The organism is Bradyrhizobium sp. USDA 4503 (genome assembly GCF_054055815.1).
Genome location: NZ_JBSRXS010000001.1, coordinates 4,413,910 through 4,431,607 on the forward strand (window position 1 = coordinate 4,413,910; position 17,698 = coordinate 4,431,607).

Consider the following 17,698-nt stretch of genomic DNA (forward strand, 5'->3'; position numbering starts at 1 on the left):
TCGGGGAGCGTCGGTGACCTTCACGGTCGCCCGTCGCAAGGGAGATTTCCGCAAATCTCGGCAAGTATCGAGACGTTCGAACGGCCCACGGACACGGGCTAGCCGTCCCGACCAGTAAGCCGATCCTGGTCAACCCACAGCACTGAAAACCATCCAATCCCTGCAGTCGGGCAGCACCCCGCGACGGGCAGAACGGCTAATCCGTTTTGTTCGCGCTGATATCCCTTTCAGCGACGAACACGGTAGCCACCGCAACGAAAACGCTAGGCAATGGCGGCATTGGCGGGGTTATCAAGTCCATGCCATTGAATTTGCTTGGGATATCCCTCCTGCCGGGATCGCCCCGTTATTTCCCGGCCCAGTGTTTTCAATAGGTTGAGCCTCAATTTGGAAGTCGAGCTTGTTCAGAAGGCGCAGCCTCATGAAGACTGGAACGAAAGCAAGGTGTCGAAAGCCAAGAGAGCCAGTGACGGTCCTTTGGCGCGCGTTCGCGCCGCCTCATGCGCACGGCTCGGCCGGCCCGTCATGTGCACGTCGACATGCGTGTGAGTGACAAGGTCATCGCCTGTGGTCGCGTTCTTTCCGGATCACGAACGGACCCGAAGTTTGACGATCATTGTGAACCACCCCACAGCCCGGATGCGGCCGAAGTGATAAAAGGCATTTTAGACATTGGACAAGACCGCTGACGGTCTCCGGCGGTCCGAGAACCGCAGGTTTGTTGATTTTCTCTCCAAGACAGGGTTCCATTCCGGCTCCATTGAGCCGAGGTCCTGCAATGCCTGCCGGAGCTGTCGCGAGGGAGCAAGCCGCCCACACGCCAAAATGGGTGAATGCACGCCTCCGGTCTCAAGAGTGGTCAAACAACCCCCGCGCGGACGCCCGGACCGCGGCAGTGCTGCTTATCGACATTGCCGGCTTCACAGCGAAGACCGACCGCGCTGCCGGCGACGGCGCTGAAAGCCTTACCTATTTCATCAACGATTGCTTTGCGATACTGGCCGACGTGATTGATTCCGAGGGAGGCGACATCGTCGCTTTCGCCGGTGACGCCATTCTCGCGATTTGGGTCGATCCGGACGCTGCCGTCGCTACCGCGCAGGCCGTGCGCTGCGGCCTTGCGCTGCGACAGGCCATGACCGCCGGGCCGGGCCGAGAAGCAATCAGTGCGCGCACGGCGGTGGAAACCGGCGAAGTGTTCTTCTGCAGGCTCGGCGGCTGGCAGGACAAATGGCACTATGTTGCAGCCGGAGAACCCTTTTACAGCATCGGCCTCGCCTATCAGAAGGCCGCGATCGGCGACATCGCGTTGTGTGCAAACGCCGCGCGGCTGTTGACGGGCTCGTGCGAACTCGAGCCCATGCCCTATGGAGCACGGCTCCTTGGAATGAACTCGCCTGATGCCGTCGCACCGATAGACCGCACCATCTTCGGAAGCCACACGGGCAAGGCCGATGCCAGCGACTGGGTCGGCGAGTTTCGCACGCTCACAGTGGCGCGGGTCGGCCTCCCCGATTTCAATTTCGATGATGATTTCCTGACGAGACTGCAGGCCTTCGTCGTTGACGTCCAGCAAATCGCCGAACGGCTCGAGGGAACCGTTCATCAGGTCCTGATGGACGACAAGGGCTTGACTCTTACGCTCGTCTTCGGATTGGCTCCGCTTGCCCACGAAGACGATCCCTTCAGGGCAGTCGAGGCGTGTCTGCGCCTCCGTCGCCAGCTGGAAGCGAAGGCCATTCCGATTTCTGTCGGCCTGGCGACCGGCCGCCTGTTCTGCAGCAATTATGGCGGCCTCCATCAAAGGACGTTCGGGATTTTTGGGCAGGCCATCAATGTGGCCGCGCATTTCGCCGAGGCCGCACAGGGCGACATCGTCTGCGACGCCACGACGGCCCAGGCCGTCGGGCGCAGGATCGTGTTCAATCTGCTGCCACATCTCCAGGTCAAGGGGACGGGCGCATCGATGTTGGCGTTCAGTCCGGCGGCAGTGACCGACGATTTCCATGCTCCACCCCGGCGCACCATCATCGACCGCGTCAGCGAAACCGCGATGCTCAGGAGCTGTCTCGACGGTCTGAAGACGGGAACCGGTAAGCTCGTCCTCATTGCAGGCGAAGCCGGCATCGGAAAATCGCGCCTACTCGAAGACTTCATCGGATCGGCGCAGGCCGACAATCACGCCGTCCTGGTTGCAAATGCCACGGCGATCGAAAGATCGACGCCCTATTTCGTGTGGCGCGCCGTATTGCGGCAGATCTTGCAGTTTGAAGGACCGGGCGACGGACCGCGGGTTCGACGCGAATTGTCGGAAGCGCTGCTCGAAAACGAGTCGCTGCTGAATTGGCTTCCGCTGCTCGAAGAAGTCATTCCACTGGGATTTTCCGAATTCGCCTTCACTGAACAGATCGTCGGCTCGGCTCGCGCGAGCGCGATCGAAGAACTCGTGATCTTCATCCTTCGCCGATCGAGCGTTCGCATCCTCCTGATGGAGGACGTCCACTGGTTCGACGGCCCCTCGATCGAACTGCTTGGCGCCGTCGCGCGCCGGCTTTCGGACTTCCTGATCGTGGTTACTCAGCGGACCCAGACGACAGCGATCGCAGAGCAGCGTCTTGCCGTCGAACTCGCCTCATCGCTGCAGCTGCGGCTCGACCGGCTGTCGCGCGACGACGTGCGGCTGCTGGTGAAGCGGCGCCTGAGATCGTCCGAGGTTCCGCCGGAACTGGTGCGATATGTCTACGGTCATGCCAGCGGAAATCCGTTCTTCAGCGAGGAGCTCGCGCTCGCGCTCAGGGACACTGGAAAGATTCAGGTTACGCGGGGGATATGTTCGTTCGATGAACAGAGCCTCGCCGATTCCAGTATCTCGCTCTCGACCAGCGTTGAACGCGCAATCGTCAGCCGGATCGACCTGCTATCGCTCGACGACCAGCTGGTGCTCAAGGCCGCCAGCGCGGTCGGCGACGCCTTCTCCTCCGAGTTGCTGGATCAAATCGTCCCGGAGTTGTCCGCTGCCACCAAGGCGGAATGCATCCGCCGATTGATCGACTTCGACTTCCTGCAACTCGATCGCGAGACGCGGCCACTTTCCTTTGTGTTTAGGCACTCCATAACGATGGAGGTTGCCTATCATGTCTTGTCTTTTGCGCAGCGAAAAACCCTCCATCGGCGGATTGCCGGCTTCATCGAGCAGCATCACGCCGAGGAGCTGCAACCGAATTATGCGCGCCTGGCAAGGCATCTCGAGCTTGGCGGCGAGCCGTTGCGGGCGATCACTTACCTCGAGCTTGCGGCGCAACAGTCGCGCAACAACTCGGCAAATCGCGAAGCGATCCGTTACGTGGAGAAGCTATTCGATCTCACGCAGCGCGAAGCAATCCAGATCGGACGCAGCCGCAAAGCGGCTTGGGAGGTCATCCTCGGTGACGCTTGTCACGAATTGTCGGACTACGAGAGCTCCGCCAACCACTACCACCGCGCGATGGAGTTGCTTGGTCATCGTCTTCCGGCGAGCAAGACCGAACGAATCGGCGCGCTTGTTCGCAACGCCGCAACCCAGTTGAGGTTACGGTATACTTCGTCGAAACAAGTGGCCCTGGCTGAGCAGGACAGGTCCGACATGCAGCGCGTCGCTCATATGCACGAATTTCTGTCGGAGCAGTATTTCTACCAGAATGACTCGCTGGCCGTGCTCAACGGAACGCTGGCGTCGTTGAACCTGGCCGAAAAATGCGGCGCGACCCCGGAGACGATTCGAGGATACAGCGCGCTGGCGCTCGGAATGGGGATGTCCGGCATGGTGGGGATCGGCCGCAGCTACGCGGCGCGCGCGATCCAACTTGCGGAAGGTTACGGCTCGCTGCCCGAGATCGCGCGGGTCCGACTCGTGCTCGGCGTTCTCTCTTATGGCCTCGCCGAATGGGATAATGCCGAGGCGCATGGCGAGCATGCAAGACGTTGTTACGAGCGCCTGGGAGACCGAAAGCGTGCGCAGAACAGCGAGACGATGTTGATCTTCATCGCGCTGTTGCGGGGATATATTTCGCTCGCCGACGAGCGGCTTGCCAAGCTGTTCGCGGAACTCTCCGACGATTCCCCGCCGCAGATCCGCGCTTGGAGTCTTTCCTTACGGGCATTGATCGACATCACCCGGGGCGGGGCCGATACCGGATGCCTCGACAAACTGAAAGCGCTGGCGGGCCAGCGGTTGATCCGCACCGAACAATTGCTTTGCACGGGCGTGGCCGCGGCCGGCTATCTCGAGCGCGGCGAGGCCGCGGTCGCCCTTGAGCTTGCGGAACGGGGACTTCCAATCCTGCGCGAATGCGGCGTTGTGTGGGGCGGATATGCCTTCGGGCCGGCAGGAATCGCCGATGTCTTACTGAGCCATTGGGAGCAAGCTTCCGGCGCGGTCTCTTCGAACATTCAAAGCCAGGCGAAGCTGGCGTGCCGGGAGCTTTCGCGGCTGGCTCGAACATCGCCGATCTGCCGTCTCTACAGTCTGTTAATGAACGGCCGATTGTGGTTCCTGACCAGTCAACCGGCGCGGGCGCTCGAGAATTGGAAGCGCGCCGCCGAAGTGGCCGAGCTGCTGCAAACCCCCCGCGAGCAGGCGCAGGCGATCTATCGAATCGGCCTTGCGACCAGCGCGAGCGATCCTGAGCGTGAGTCTCGCCTGCGGCAGGCGGCCGACATCTTTGAACGCCTCGGCGCCGCCAAGGAGCTCGCCGAACTGAAACGTGTCCATCCATCGCCGTCGTCGCAATGGAGACAGGCTTGAGCCAGCGCCGCATCATCATCGTGGGCGGCGGAATGGCGGGACTTTCCGCCGCCTATCAGCTCAGCCTTACATCGGAATTGCGCAAGCAATATCACGTCACGGTCTATCAGCTGGGATGGCGGCTCGGAGGCAAGTGCGCCAGCGGGCGCGATGCGCAGGGCCGCAACATCGAGCATGGCCTGCATATCTGGTTCGGCCACTACCTGAACGCTTTCCAGATGTTGGCCGAAGTTTACCGAGACTTGCCGCGGAAGGGAGCGAAAGTCGATTTGAACACTTTGATTCTCCCACAGGGTTACACGCCGATCGGCGATCCCGATGGGGCCAAGCCGACCGTGTATGACGTCAACTTCCCGACATCGAAGAAAGTCGGTATACCCGGCAGAGAACCGGCTGACCTCAGCATCGCCAATTGTCTGTCGCACGCGATAGGGCTGTTGATCAACTTCCACGACTATGCGATCGGGTCAGACTCGCCGATCGTCAAGCTCGACGAAGTTTCGATCGAAACGATAAAAATGCGCGACGACCCGCGGTTTCCCCCCTCAAGACTACTCGGTGTGGTGACGGCAAGAACCTGTCTGGAGATTGCCTCGGCATGGCTGTTGCATCTCGACGAAGACATGATCTCGTTTGGCCCCGCGGACATGGAATTAGTCCGCCGGGTGCTTCAGGGCGCTGCCGGCGCCAGTTGTCATATGACCTTTGCGAATACCGCAGCCGGTCACTTGTTCGACCAGGCCTTGCGACTAGCGTGGCCGCTGGTGGACGGCATTTTCGACGACATCGTGATTGAGCAACGATCCATCCAGCAGATGGACGGCGAGGACTTTCGCCGCTGGTTGGTTCGTCATGGCGCCGAGCCCTCACTGGTCAAGCAGTCGCCAATGGTGAGAGCGCTCTACGACACGATGTTTCAGTATCCGGACGGAGACATCGCCAACGCGAGCTACGGCGCAGGAACCGCGGTCCAGGTCCTGCTTCGAGCACTCGGAACCTATCAAGGAGCCGTGGCGTGGGAGCTGCAGGCCGGTGCAGGCGAAGTGATCGTCGCTCCCCTGTTCGAGATACTCAAGCAGCGAGACGTCGAGTTTCGGTTCTTTCACAAACTGACCGACATCAGGGTCTCGTCGGATGGGCGATCTGTCGATTCACTGCACTTTGACGTGCAGGCGATACCGAAGTCCGGCTATGAATGGACCGTGCCGATTGGCGATGGACTGTTCGGCTGGAGCAGCCAACCCGACTGGCTTCACCTCGACGTGCCCCCGAACGGCTGCGTTGATTTTGAATCGTTCTGGTGCAACGAGCGGGTCGGCACCGACGTAAAGACACGCGTCGACGATTTCGACGATGTCGTCCTGGCGATACCGCTCGGCGCTTTCAAGAAGTTCACGGGCAACAAAAGTGTCGAGCGACCGCCCGGACCAGGCCTGTCTGCTATTGAAGCAATGCACGAGCCGTTCGACGACCTTTACAACTACAGCACCGGCTTCTGGAATATGGCGGCAAAGCTTCGCCTGGTGCCCAGCATCGCAGTTCAGCTCTGGAGCACGCGCTCGCTTGCCGGCCTCGGCTGGTCCGGACAAAAGCCCGCGCTGGTGTCAGGCCCCAATCCTCTCGACATCTGGGCGGACATGTTCCAGCTCCTGCGGTATGAGCGCCGCGACCCTCCCTACTCGCTTCACTACCTCTGTGACGTCTTCCCTTCGAAATTGTACGCAGCGCCGCAGACAAGCCGGCATGCCCAGGAGATGGCAAATCTGCTCGCCTATCTCAAGACGCTGGATTGGCTCGAGCACAAAGCCAAATTCATCTGGCCGAAGGTGATGACGAATGGTGCGTTTGACTGGACCGTGCTTTACGACGATCAGGATCGCCACGGCTATCGCCGGATCAGGGCGCAGCACGTCAAAGCCAATATCAGTCCCTGGGACTGCTGTGTCGCGACCGCGGCCGGCACCAGCGCCTGGCGCCTGAAGACCGACGAGTCCGGCTTCAAGCACCTGTACCTCGCCGGAACCTGGATCGACACCGGCTTCAACACCGAATGCGTTGAAACAGCCGTGATCTCGGGAATGCAGGCGGCGCGCGCGATCACCGGCGCAGAGCTCGAAATTCCCGGCGAGCGTTTCCTTCACGCTACCCGACAATTTGTGTCTCTCTGTGATGTTATGCGCAGCTGCGCGCCCGCCCCCGCTGAATGAGGATCGGCCGCATGGCGCTCAGAAAGATTGCAATCCTGGGAGGCGGTGTCGCGGCGCTCAGCGCGGCGTTCGAGCTGACGGAGCAAGATCCGCAGCATCAACTGTTCGACATCACCGTCTACACGATCGGCTGGCGGCTTGGCGGCAAGGGAGCGGTCGGCCGCGACAAGGAAAAAGGATATCGCGCCGAAGAACACGGACTTCATGTCTGGACCGGTTTCTACGATAACGCATTCGAACTGGTCGACCGGCTTTATGCCGCGATGAACGATCTCGATCTCAGCCCGCCGTTCGGATCACGCGAGAACGCCTTCGAGGGCCTCGATCGATCCGTGCTCATGGAGCCGTTCAATTCCGGTTGGACTTCATGGACTATCGACATTCCACCCCATGAAGGTATTCCCGGCACACCGCGTCCCGCAGTCTCGCTCGTCGATTTTCTGCGCTCCCTGCTCGAATGCTCGGTGCAGCAGAGCCAGTCGATCGCTGGTTTCACCGACCAATGGCCGGCGGCGACCCAGCACTCCGCCGTGGCGGCCGGAACAACCGACGGTCCATTCAGAACGGCGCGGGCGAAGATCGATATCCTGCCGCAGGATCCCAGGGCGGTCAGCCCGAGTGACGCCGCCGAACTACAGACGATACTAAGGCATGCGCGGTCTCAGCTCTGCGACAAGCCGGCGTCAGCCGCCATGCCTCGCGACCCGCGCGAGATCGTGGCGGAGGTCGCGCTGACGATCGCGATCGGCATGTTGAGCGACGGCGTGCTGTGGCAGGGCTTCGACTGCATCGACCATCAAGAGTGGACCGATTGGATGAGGTCGAACGGTTGCTCGGATTCGACGCTGGATTCCGCCATTATCCGTGGCTGCTATGATTATGTGTTCGGGTTCTTCGGTAGCCGCCACACGCATGAATACGGGAATGTCATTCCCTGCAGGAACGTGGCGGCAGGCACCGGCACCCGCATCCTGTTGAAGCTGCTCTTCACATATCGCGGGTCGTTCTTCTACCTTCTCAAGGCGACCATGGGCGAGCTGCTGTTCGCTCCGCTCTACCAGGTCCTCACGAAACGCCATGTCAAATTCGAATTCTTTACCAAGGTCGAGCACATCGGACTGTCTCAAGACAAAGCTTCGATCGAGTTCATCGACACCACCGTGCAGGCGACCACCCACTCCGGCAATTCTTACGATCCGCTGATCTGGATCGGCGCAGATGGCACAATCCCGAGCTGGCCTTCCCATCCAGACTACTCTCAGCTGGTCCAAGGACAGGATCTGCGGGACCAAAGAATAGACCTGGAATCGGCGTGGACGAAGTGGCCCGGCGTCGACCCTCCCCGGAAGCTGCTGCGAGGGAGGGATTTCGACGATGTCGTGCTCGGCATCGGCATCGGCGCATTTTGCACGATATGCAGCGACCTGATCTGCCACACGCCCGGCTGGCGAGAGATGGTCGATGCCATCAAGACGACGGCGACGGTAGCCTTTCAGGCATGGACAAACGTCGGCATGCGAGAGCTCGGTTGCAAGCAGGATCGAACGGCTCTTTCGGGATTCGTATTGCCGCTCGATACCTGGGCCGACCCTCAGCCTGATGTTGCCACTGGAAAAATGGCCTCAACCGCCGCCCAAGGGGTTGGCATATTTCGTTGGCTCCCTGGTCGACGATCCGCTGCATCCGCCGCCCCCGTTCTGCAAACACAGTTATCCGGCCAGGATGCTCGCGCTGCAAAGGCGAAGGATGCTGCACTGGGTCGAGAGCAACCTTCACTTCCTATGGCCCGGAATTGAAGGCCCCGGCCATGCCATTCGTTGGGAGCGATTCTTCGACTATCGTGCTTATTCCCCCCCGACTCGAAGGCGGTTCTTCGCGCAATATCCGCGGGTGAACATCAATCCCTCGGACCGATATGTGCTATCGGTTCCCGGCAGCGTGTTCAAACGCATGGAGGCCGGCAAGTCGGGGGTCGACAATCTCTTTCTCGCCGGCGACTGGGTTCGTACCGGTATTAATGCGGGTTGTATTGAAGCATCGGTCATGGCGGGCCGCGCCGCGGCAGCCGCAATTGCAGGAGTAGATATTGCCATGCCAAACGCCAACGACTTCAACGACGTTTCGCTGCCAACCGCCTTGTTGCCGGCATTGGACCTGTTGCGCAAGCTTGCCACTAACGCCGTCGCCGGTACCGGCGAAATCGAGGCGTTTTGCGTCGTCCAACAACGGCCGCGCTGCGAACTCGAGAAGATGCTACCCGATGGGCTGACACTCCTCGAACCTCCAGCGCCCCACAGCACGATCAAGACAGCGCATCACGGCACGTCGTCCGATGCAGAGGGCAAGACGGAAAAGACACCGGAGATTATTCCCGAGCCACCGCATCATGTCGTCCTGATCTTTGCCCGGCAACGCAACGTGCGTCCGGGACCACTACCCTTCGGCGGCGCGCACTACCTCGAAATCGCCCAGCTGATTCCCGACGTGGTCCATAAGAACGCACCTTCATTGCAGAACGTCCTGTTCAGCTACATGCCGCATTTGTTCGTGAGCTCGCTGGCAGCCACGTTGATCGGTCAGAATTTTTACGGCTTCAACAAACAGGTCGCACGAATCCAGGATGATAATGACTCCTTCTCCATGCGAAGCTCATCCGGCACCATAAGAACCTGGTTCGAGCGCGACGGCGTGCCCGGTGGCATCGACAGCTATCTCGTCATCAAGCAACTCCGCGACAAACTGGATCAGCCTCTGGTCGGCGTCCAGCCGGATGGCAATTTCATCTACTCGATGCTGAAATACGGTCTTGGCGGTGCGGTCGTTCAACCCATCAAGGGCAAGATCGCGCTATCCTCGCCTTTCGCCCATAAGGCAGAGGAGATCGAACTCGCACCGATCTCAAAGCCACCGCAAAAGGACGACTCTTGGGGATTCCGGTTCATCGCGCCTTGGACGCTCAGCCTGCCCTTCAACTTTCCGGCCGGGCAGCCGAGTTCGAGCGCAAGAAATCTGGCGAGGGCCACCGGCGAGTACAGCACGGCATTGCTGGGCCGTATCTTGGTACGACGCTGACGGCCGAAAAGCGGGCATTTGTCGCAAGATTAACTTGGTTACGTTCTTAAAGCGAACGCGGGCTGTTCAGCCAGCACCATACGCTCGGAAGTCGGCGAGCAAACCTTCGGCGTGAGATGCACAATCCGGACTGCATTGCGAAGCCGTATCTCGTCGACCTGTGTTCCAAGCGCTTATGCTGTTTTCTGCCACGCCGCGTCGCGATCCTTGGTGAAGGCAGAGGTGACACCAGCCTCAACGGCGCGATCCACCGGCAGATGCGGCAACACCAGCTCGGCGAAGCGGTAGGCTTCCTCCAGCAGCGGCATTCCCGAGACGATCAGAACTTCAATGCCCACATCCCGGTAGTCCTGAATACGAGCGAGGACCTGCGCGGGGCTGCCGACGAGCGCCGTGCCCGGCCCGTGCCGGACCAGGCCGATGCCAGCCCATAGATTTGGGGCGATCTCGAGTTCACGAATGTCTTCCGGCTTTCGTCCGCCATGCAGGGCCGACATGCGTTGCTGGCCGACGGAGTCGATCCCGGCAACATAGGCCTGGGCACCAGCGATCGCCCTTTCGTCCATGTGATTGTAGAGATCCTGCGCCGCTGCCCATGCGGCCTGCTCAGTCTCGCGAACGATAGCATAAAGCCGGATCCCAAATTTGATCTTGCCGGCACGGCCGTGCCGGGCGGCAAGAGCCTTCACTTCCCGGATCTTGGCTTCGGCCTGTTCAGGTGTCTCGCCCCATGAAAGATAAGTGTCGATATGCTTGGCTGCCACCTCGTGCGCCGCCGGCGACGAGCCACCGAACCACAAGGGAACATGCGGACGCTGGACCGGTGGCAATGGAACGCCCGCGTCGACGACGTGGATGTGCCGTCCTTTGAAATTGACGGTCTCGCCGCGCAGAAGCGCCGTCAATACGGTCAGGTATTCATCGGTGTAGGCGTAGCGCTCGTCGTGGCTCAGGTGAACGCCGTATTGCGCCATCAGCTTGGCGTCACCATTGACGATATTGACCCGAAGCCGCCCTTTCGAAAACTGGTCGAAGGTCGTGATCATCTTGGCCAGCAGCGTCGGCGACAACAGCGGCGGATGAGCCGCTACCAAGTGCTGAAAATTGTCGGTATAGGGGATCAGTGCCGCGCCCTGAATCCAGGCGTCGTGTGACCCGGTTGCGAGCAGTGCGCCGGTATAGCCGAGGTGATCGACAGCCCGGGCGAGCTGCTGGAAATATGCATAGCTGAGCTTGCGCGCGCCATCGGCACGCCAGGGATAACGGCCATCCGGGCCCGTGAGATACCAGAGAACTTCCATAGCAAACCCCCTTGTCGTTCAAATCGGTGTCAGGCGGCGGCGGAGAAATGGGTCGGATCAATCGTGTCCGTCACATCGATCGCCCGCGGAATCAGACCGAACTTCGCGAAGATATCCGCGTGAGCCTGCTGCTCGGCCAGAAAGTCCTGAGACGGTGCTTCGACGCCCCACGGACGTGACGTGAGTGCGGACAGCCATTCCGCCGCGGAAGTGCCGTTCAGCCCTGCAAGCAGCGCGGCCGCTTCCCCGGGATTCTCGGCGGTCGCGCGATCTGAATCGATGAGAGCGTCAAGCAGGAGCTTGACGAGATCCGGCCGATCGCGCAGCACAGCGCTCAAGCCCCAGTAAACGGAGCGGTTGGAGAATGTCGCCCCAGGCGACGCGAGAATACGCGTCGGGATGCGCTTTACGATCTGGCTGTAAAGTGGGTCCGTCGCGACGATGGCATCGAGCAGCCCTTCAACAAAAGCGTCCTTGGCGGTTGCCGGAATGATTTCGGCGGCCCTGACTTCGTCCCAGCGCAATCCCGCAGCGTCGAGTTCCGCCGCGAGAAACTGCGTGTGCCAGGATATCGGCATCAGGCCGATGCCCTTTCCCCTGAGACCGGCGAGATCGCGGATGCCGGACGCCTCGCGCACCACCAGACCGCCGCGTTCCGGCCGGGGTCCTGACATGCCGAATACCGCAGTCGCGAGCCCTTCCGCCTTGGCGAGAATCGGCGGCGTCGCCCCCGTACCAGCCAACTGCAAGACGCCTGCCTTTAGCAGTGAAATGGTCTGCGATCCTGCGCCGTAAACGAAGAAGGCGAGCCCCTGCTCGCGCAGCGTCGCGACGACATCGGGCCGACGCGCCAGGATCGATAGCGACAGGTTCTGTGGGTGAGCGCCGACGACAAGTGTCATAAAGCAGTTCCTCGCAGGTGAATGGATGAGACCTATGGCGACGGCAGCAGCCGCTCATCCGGTGGCGCAATCTCCGTGACGAGATCGCGAATAACGGCTTTCTTCGGAAGCGGCGCGAGAGACGTGACGCCCTCCGTGAGGCGAACCGTGCAGGCGTAGTCGACCTTGCCGTCGATCAGCATCATGCACTCCTTGCAGGCATTGGCATTGATACAGGCGAAACGAACCGCAAGAGACGGATCGGCGTCACGGCGGAGCGCGCGCAATCCGTCAAGCACAGATTGACCAGCTTCGAATGCGAGCTCGAAAGTTTCGACGCGCGGCGCGTCACCTGCAGAACCGCGCTGGATGACGAGCGTGGCCTTCATGCTGCGACCCTTCCCGCCAACGGCGCACTTCGGACGATGTCAAGCGTCTCTCCGTGAAGAGCGATGACCTGATTGACCCGCCAGCTATCATCGAGGCCCGGATAATCCTCCCGCTGATGCGCGCCGCGGCTCTCAGTGCGGCCGATCGCGGCCGCCGCAACCGTTTGCGCGACCAGCAGCATGTTCCGCAGATCGAGCCAGTCCATAAGAACCGGATCGAAACCGCCTGTGGACGAGAGGGGTACCTCGCCGAGATCCCGCTTCAACTGCATGAGGCCATCGACGGCCGCCTCGAGCCGATCGCGCGTGCGAAACGGCCCGACCTTTTCTGCCATCAGCGTCTGCAGCTCCGCGACGGCGGCTGCCGCATTCTGTCCATCCCGCCGCGTCGCACTACGGAGAAGATCGATCGCCGGGCGGAACGCATCCGTAAGCCCGGCCGCGGGCGAGCCCAGCGCCCGCTGCGCCGCATTGCGCCCGGCCCGCGCACCAAACACGAAGGCCTCAGTGATCGCATTGCCCGAAAGCCGGTTCGCACCGTTGGCTCCGCCAACGGCTTCCCCGCAGGCATAGAGCCCGGGAACCCGGGTCTGCAGCGTGTCGTCGACCCGAATGCCACCCATGTGGTAGTGCGCGATTGGTGCGACCTCCACGGGCTGCCGGCCAAGATCAATACCGTTCGCGGCCAGCCGATCGACCACGGGCCCGAACGCGCGGCGGATCTCCGCCGCGGGGACATGCTGAAAACTGAGATAAGCCCCGCCGGCCGGACTGCCGCGGCCCGCTTCGACTTCTTTCGAAATGGCGTAGGTGGCGAGGTCCCGCGTCAGTACGTAGCGCCCGTCATTTCGTGCGTCGCGCGTTGCATAGTCTTCCTCGAATTCACGCATCTCGACGTTCAGCAACTTGCCGCCGAGCTTGTATCGAAATGGATCCCACATGATCGGATCCATACCGACCAGACGCGGTGCCAGATGACCGATCGGGAAAAACTGCACGAACTCCATGTCGATCAATTCGGCACCTGCCCGTAACGCTAGCGCATAGCCGTCGCCGCCCATGTTGGATGACGCGCTGTTGCGTCGGTAGAGCCGCGTCAACCCTCCCGTGGCGATCACAATCGCCTTGGCGGCGAGCGTGACCGTGCGTCCGGTCGACAGGTGCAAGGCCGTTGCGCCGCAGGCCTCACCGTCCTGGACGGCAATATCGACGACTACGAGATCACCAATGCGGCGGATGTCGCTTGCGCAATTCAACTGCGTTCGAAGCGTCCGGGAAACGGCGGGCCCCGTCGACAGGAAGTCGACATAAACGCAGCGCGGCCGGTCATGCCCGGGCGCCTGCGCTTGCTTGATGTGATCGTTCTCGCGTGCCCAGCCGACTTTCCAGCCATCCATCTCGCGGATGCGCCGCGGCCCGTCCTCGCAGACGAGAGCAGCAAGCCGCTCGTCGCACAGGTCGCGTCCTGCCGCGAGAGTATCGGCAAGGTGATGTTCCCAATGGTCGGGCGTCTGCTCGCCGAGCGCGGCTGCGACCGTCATCTGCGCCATCACGGTCGCCCCGCCGCGACCGATCAGGCTGCGATCGGCGAGAATGACGGATGCCCCCGCACGCGCCGCCTCGAGCGCGGCATACATGCCGGCGCCGCCGGCGCCGATCACCAGAACGTCGGCCTCAAGTTGCATGACGGTCTCCCGATGCGCCGGAGCGACCACCCGTCGGCGTCGGCAAAACGATCGCTTCTCCACCGCAGCCGCCGCGCGCAGATGACAGGAAAATCGATCGCCATCGCGGCCAGTTCGAGGCTGCAGCAGCGGCCGCCACGGAAGCGCCGACGCCCTCAGGTGCCACCGATTCTGCGACCGTCATGCCGCAGGCTCCGCGGCAACCGAAGCGCCCAGATATGCATCGACGATCGCCGGCGATTTCATGAGTTCGCCGGCCGGCCCGTGCAGCACGATCCGGCCGCCTTCGAGTACATAGCCTCGCTCCGCCAGCGCCAGCGCCTTTCGTGCATTTTGCTCGACGAGAAGCACGGCGATGCCCTGCTGGTTCAGCTCGCCCAGCAGCGTGAATATCTCCGACACGACGAGGGGCGCCAATCCCATCGACGGCTCATCCAGCAGCAGCACGCGCGGTCCGGCCATCAGCGCCCGCCCGATGGCCAGCATCTGCTGCTCGCCACCCGACAGCAGACCCGCCGGTTGCCGCCGACGCTCCTTCAGCCGCGGAAAGCGCTGATAGATCGCTGCAAGTGTATCGGCGGCACCGCCGCGGGTGCGACCAAACGCGCCCACCAGAAGGTTTTCCTCGACGCTCAACGGTGCCACCACCTGCCGTCCCTCGGGCACGAGGGACAGCCCCGCGCGCACGATCCTTTCCGCCGAACGCCCGCCGATCGCCGCCCCGTCCAGCAGCACCTTCCCGCCCATCGGGCGCAGCAGTCCCGCCGCCGTATTGAGCAGAGTGGTCTTGCCGGCACCGTTCGCACCAACCACAGTGACGATCTCGCCGGCGCCCACGCGCAGCGATACGTCCTTCAGGACGGCAGGTCCACCATAGCTCGAGGAAAGCCCCTCAATGTCAAGCATCCTCGGTCCCCAGATAGGCTTCAATCACCTTCGGATCATTCCGAATCCGATCGGGCGTACCGGAGACGATGGGACGCCCTTGGTTCAATACGTGAATTTCGTGACAGACCCCCATCATCAGGTCCATGTCGTGCTCAACCAGAAGCACGGTGACGCCCTGGGCCGGGAGCCCTGCGATCAGATCGCGCAATGCAGCGCGCTCGCTGTGGGTCATGCCGGCGGCAGGTTCGTCGAGCAGCAGGAGCCGCGGCCCGGACGCCAGCGCCCGGGCAATTTCGACCCGCCGACGGTCCCCATAGGACAGATCGCCCGCAGCGGTTTCCACGAGGCGGCCTGCTCCGACTTGCCGCAACAATTCCGTCGCACGCGCACGACGACGGCCTTCGGTTCGCTTCAATCCCGGCAGGCGTAACAGGATGTCGACGGCACGGCTTTCAGGAGCATGCAGGGCGAGCATCACGTTCTGGATTGCAGTCAGCTCGGATATCAGGCGAATATGCTGAAACGTGCGGGAGATCCCGCGTCGCGCCAGGACATTCGCGGGCAAGCCGTGAACAGGCGCCCCCTCGAGCAGCACGACTCCGTCGGTTGGCGCATCGACACCGCTGATGATGTTCATGAGCGTTGTCTTACCCGATCCGTTGGGCCCGATCAGCCCGATCACGACACCGGCGCTGAGCGACAGTGAAACATTGGACAGCGCCGCTACGCCGCCGAAGCGACGCGAAACATCTTGCAGCTGCAGCAGCGCCGTCATGTCGTCCTCCGACGCAGCAAGGTCGGCAGGGAACCGATCCCGGTCGGGAGAAACAGTACTGCCGCAAGCATGGCAGCGCCGATCAAGATTTCCCGCATCTGAGCGGAAAAACGCAGCGCCTCCGGCAGGACGGTGAGGATGGTCGCCCCGATCACGGGACCGAACAGGCTCCAGGCTCCGCCCAGCACCGAGGCGACCACGGTATCGACGCTGCGCAGAAAGCCGAAATCGCCCGGCGCCACGAACATGTTGAGGTGCGCGGCCAGCCCGCCGCCGAGCCCGGCGATTGCCCCCGACGCCGTAAAGATTGTGAGCTTGAAGCGCGCCACATCGTGTCCCGCGGTCGACACCGCCAGTTCGTCCGCAGCCACCGCGCGCATCCGCTCGCCGACGCTGGAATTGCGCACGGCCCAGACCAGGTAGATCACCAGAGTCAACAGGAGTGCGAGCTGCCAGGTCTCGGTGAGCTTTGGAATGCCGAACACGCCGAGCGCGCCGCCGGTGACGGAATCCCAGTTCAAGGCAATGATACGGACCACTTCAGTGAACGCTAGCGTGGCCATCGTGAAATAGTCGCCGCGCAGCCGTAGCACGAGGGCACCCAAGCCGAGTGCGGCAACGGCCCCTGCCACCAGGGCCGCAGTCAGCGCGGGCGCAAAGGACCAGCCCTGCTGCATCGTCAGCCAGATCGACAGGTAAGCACCGATCGCCATCAGGCCCCCCGTGGCCAGCGAGAACAGGTTAACTCCCAGCAAAAGAAAGCAGCCGAAAGCGAGCATCGAATTCAACAGGCAAAGATCGATGACGTTATGATAGGCGCTGAAGAACTCGATCATGCCCGTTTGGTCTCGCGCGTTGCGAATAGGCCGGTCGGCCTTGTCAAAAGAATGATCAGCACGAGGCCGAAGCCGACCGCGTCCCGGTAGCCCGAACCGACGGCCACGACGCTCGAAACCTCGACAAGCCCCAACAATATTCCGCCCACCAGCGCGCCCATGACATTCCCGAGGCCCCCGAGGATCAACACTGTGAGCCCCTTCAACAGAATGCCGTCGCCCATGAACGGCGACACCGACTGGAACAGCAACGACCACAGCACGCCCGCGCCGCCGGCGAGCGCGCCGGAAACGAAAAAGGTCGCCATGCGGATGCGATCCACCGGTATGCCTACGATCCTGGCCACGACCTCGCTGAAGGCAACGGTCCGGATCGCCCGCCCGAGATTGGTGAGACGCAGCAGCGCCGCGAGAGCGACCACCATCGCAAATGCGGCGACAATCGCGACAAGTTGCAGAAGCTGCAGCCGAGCCCCGAGAAACTCGATCGCGGATCCCGCCAGCGCATTGTCGGGGTAACGCACGACCTGTGTGCCAAACACCTCCTGGGCCAGACCAATGAGAATACGGGCGAGCGCGAGGCTCCCCACCATCCCCATCCAACGATGCGCTCCACGCCGCTGCAACACCCGGAAGACCAGCAGCTCAGTCAGCACACCAAAGAGGCCAGCCGTTACCGCCGCCGCGAGGATGGCAACCGGCAAAGGCAGTGCAAGAGTACGCACCACCTCGAGCCCGATATAAGCGCCCCACATGAAAACGGCTCCCTGGGACAGGTTGAGCACATTCAAGACGCCGAAGACGAGCGTAAAACCGATGGCAAATACGGCGTAGACGGTCCCCAGCGAAAGGCCGTTTACGAGTTGTTGCAAAAGCATGGC

The 17,698-nt window shown here is 62.0% G+C and carries 12 protein-coding genes; 4 read left to right on the forward strand and 8 right to left on the reverse strand.

What is annotated here, in order from left to right; genetic code table 11:
- The first annotated feature begins 895 nt into the window (after positions 1-895).
- From ACVMIH_RS21335 to ACVMIH_RS21350, 4 genes are read left to right on the forward strand one after another with little or no spacing between them, the layout of a single operon-like run.
- Positions 896-4,783 (forward strand): AAA family ATPase, encoded by a 3,888-nt coding sequence (locus ACVMIH_RS21335; RefSeq protein ID WP_456863256.1) that lies wholly within the window; start codon positions 896-898, stop codon positions 4,781-4,783.
- The gene (locus ACVMIH_RS21340; RefSeq protein WP_456863258.1) at positions 4,780-6,990 is read left to right on the forward strand and encodes an NAD(P)-binding protein; all 2,211 of its coding nucleotides are present in this window, start codon (positions 4,780-4,782) and stop codon (positions 6,988-6,990) included. The genes ACVMIH_RS21335 and ACVMIH_RS21340 overlap by 4 nt, the downstream gene beginning before the upstream one ends.
- 11 nt (positions 6,991-7,001) lie before the next feature.
- On the forward strand, positions 7,002-8,786 hold the full coding sequence (locus ACVMIH_RS21345; protein ID WP_456863259.1) for an NAD(P)-binding protein: 1,785 nt from the start codon (positions 7,002-7,004) through the stop codon (positions 8,784-8,786).
- Positions 8,737-10,062 (forward strand): hypothetical protein, encoded by a 1,326-nt coding sequence (locus ACVMIH_RS21350; RefSeq protein WP_456863260.1) that lies wholly within the window; start codon positions 8,737-8,739, stop codon positions 10,060-10,062. The genes ACVMIH_RS21345 and ACVMIH_RS21350 overlap by 50 nt, the downstream gene beginning before the upstream one ends.
- 173 nt (positions 10,063-10,235) lie before the next feature.
- On the opposite strand, the gene ACVMIH_RS21355 is transcribed toward ACVMIH_RS21350, so the two are convergent.
- From ACVMIH_RS21355 to ACVMIH_RS21390, 8 genes are all read right to left on the reverse strand, one after another.
- Complete coding sequence (locus ACVMIH_RS21355; RefSeq protein WP_057017361.1) at positions 10,236-11,363, reverse strand: LLM class flavin-dependent oxidoreductase; 1,128 nt, start codon at positions 11,361-11,363, stop codon at positions 10,236-10,238.
- A gap of 29 nt (positions 11,364-11,392) precedes the next feature.
- Complete coding sequence (locus ACVMIH_RS21360; protein ID WP_057017360.1) at positions 11,393-12,265, reverse strand: ABC transporter substrate-binding protein; 873 nt, start codon at positions 12,263-12,265, stop codon at positions 11,393-11,395.
- A 32-nt stretch (positions 12,266-12,297) separates the two neighbouring features.
- Positions 12,298-12,633 carry a 2Fe-2S iron-sulfur cluster-binding protein gene (locus tag ACVMIH_RS21365; protein ID WP_057017359.1) on the reverse strand — a complete coding sequence of 112 codons (336 nt, stop codon included), beginning with the start codon at positions 12,631-12,633 and terminating at the stop codon, positions 12,298-12,300.
- Positions 12,630-14,318: an FAD-binding protein gene (locus tag ACVMIH_RS21370; protein WP_456863262.1), complete on the reverse strand. Its 1,689-nt coding sequence runs from the start codon at positions 14,316-14,318 to the stop codon at positions 12,630-12,632. Before ACVMIH_RS21370 ends, ACVMIH_RS21365 begins: the two co-directional genes overlap by 4 nt.
- Before the next feature lie 180 nt (positions 14,319-14,498).
- Positions 14,499-15,224 (reverse strand): ABC transporter ATP-binding protein, encoded by a 726-nt coding sequence (locus tag ACVMIH_RS21375; protein WP_057017358.1) that lies wholly within the window; start codon positions 15,222-15,224, stop codon positions 14,499-14,501.
- Positions 15,217-15,981 (reverse strand): ABC transporter ATP-binding protein, encoded by a 765-nt coding sequence (locus tag ACVMIH_RS21380; protein WP_456863263.1) that lies wholly within the window; start codon positions 15,979-15,981, stop codon positions 15,217-15,219. The genes ACVMIH_RS21375 and ACVMIH_RS21380 overlap by 8 nt, the downstream gene beginning before the upstream one ends.
- Complete coding sequence (locus tag ACVMIH_RS21385) at positions 15,978-16,817, reverse strand: branched-chain amino acid ABC transporter permease (RefSeq protein WP_456863265.1); 840 nt, start codon at positions 16,815-16,817, stop codon at positions 15,978-15,980. Before ACVMIH_RS21385 ends, ACVMIH_RS21380 begins: the two co-directional genes overlap by 4 nt.
- Positions 16,814-17,695: a branched-chain amino acid ABC transporter permease gene (locus ACVMIH_RS21390; protein WP_057017355.1), complete on the reverse strand. Its 882-nt coding sequence runs from the start codon at positions 17,693-17,695 to the stop codon at positions 16,814-16,816. The genes ACVMIH_RS21385 and ACVMIH_RS21390 overlap by 4 nt, the downstream gene beginning before the upstream one ends.
- Positions 17,696-17,698: the final 3 nt, after the last annotated feature.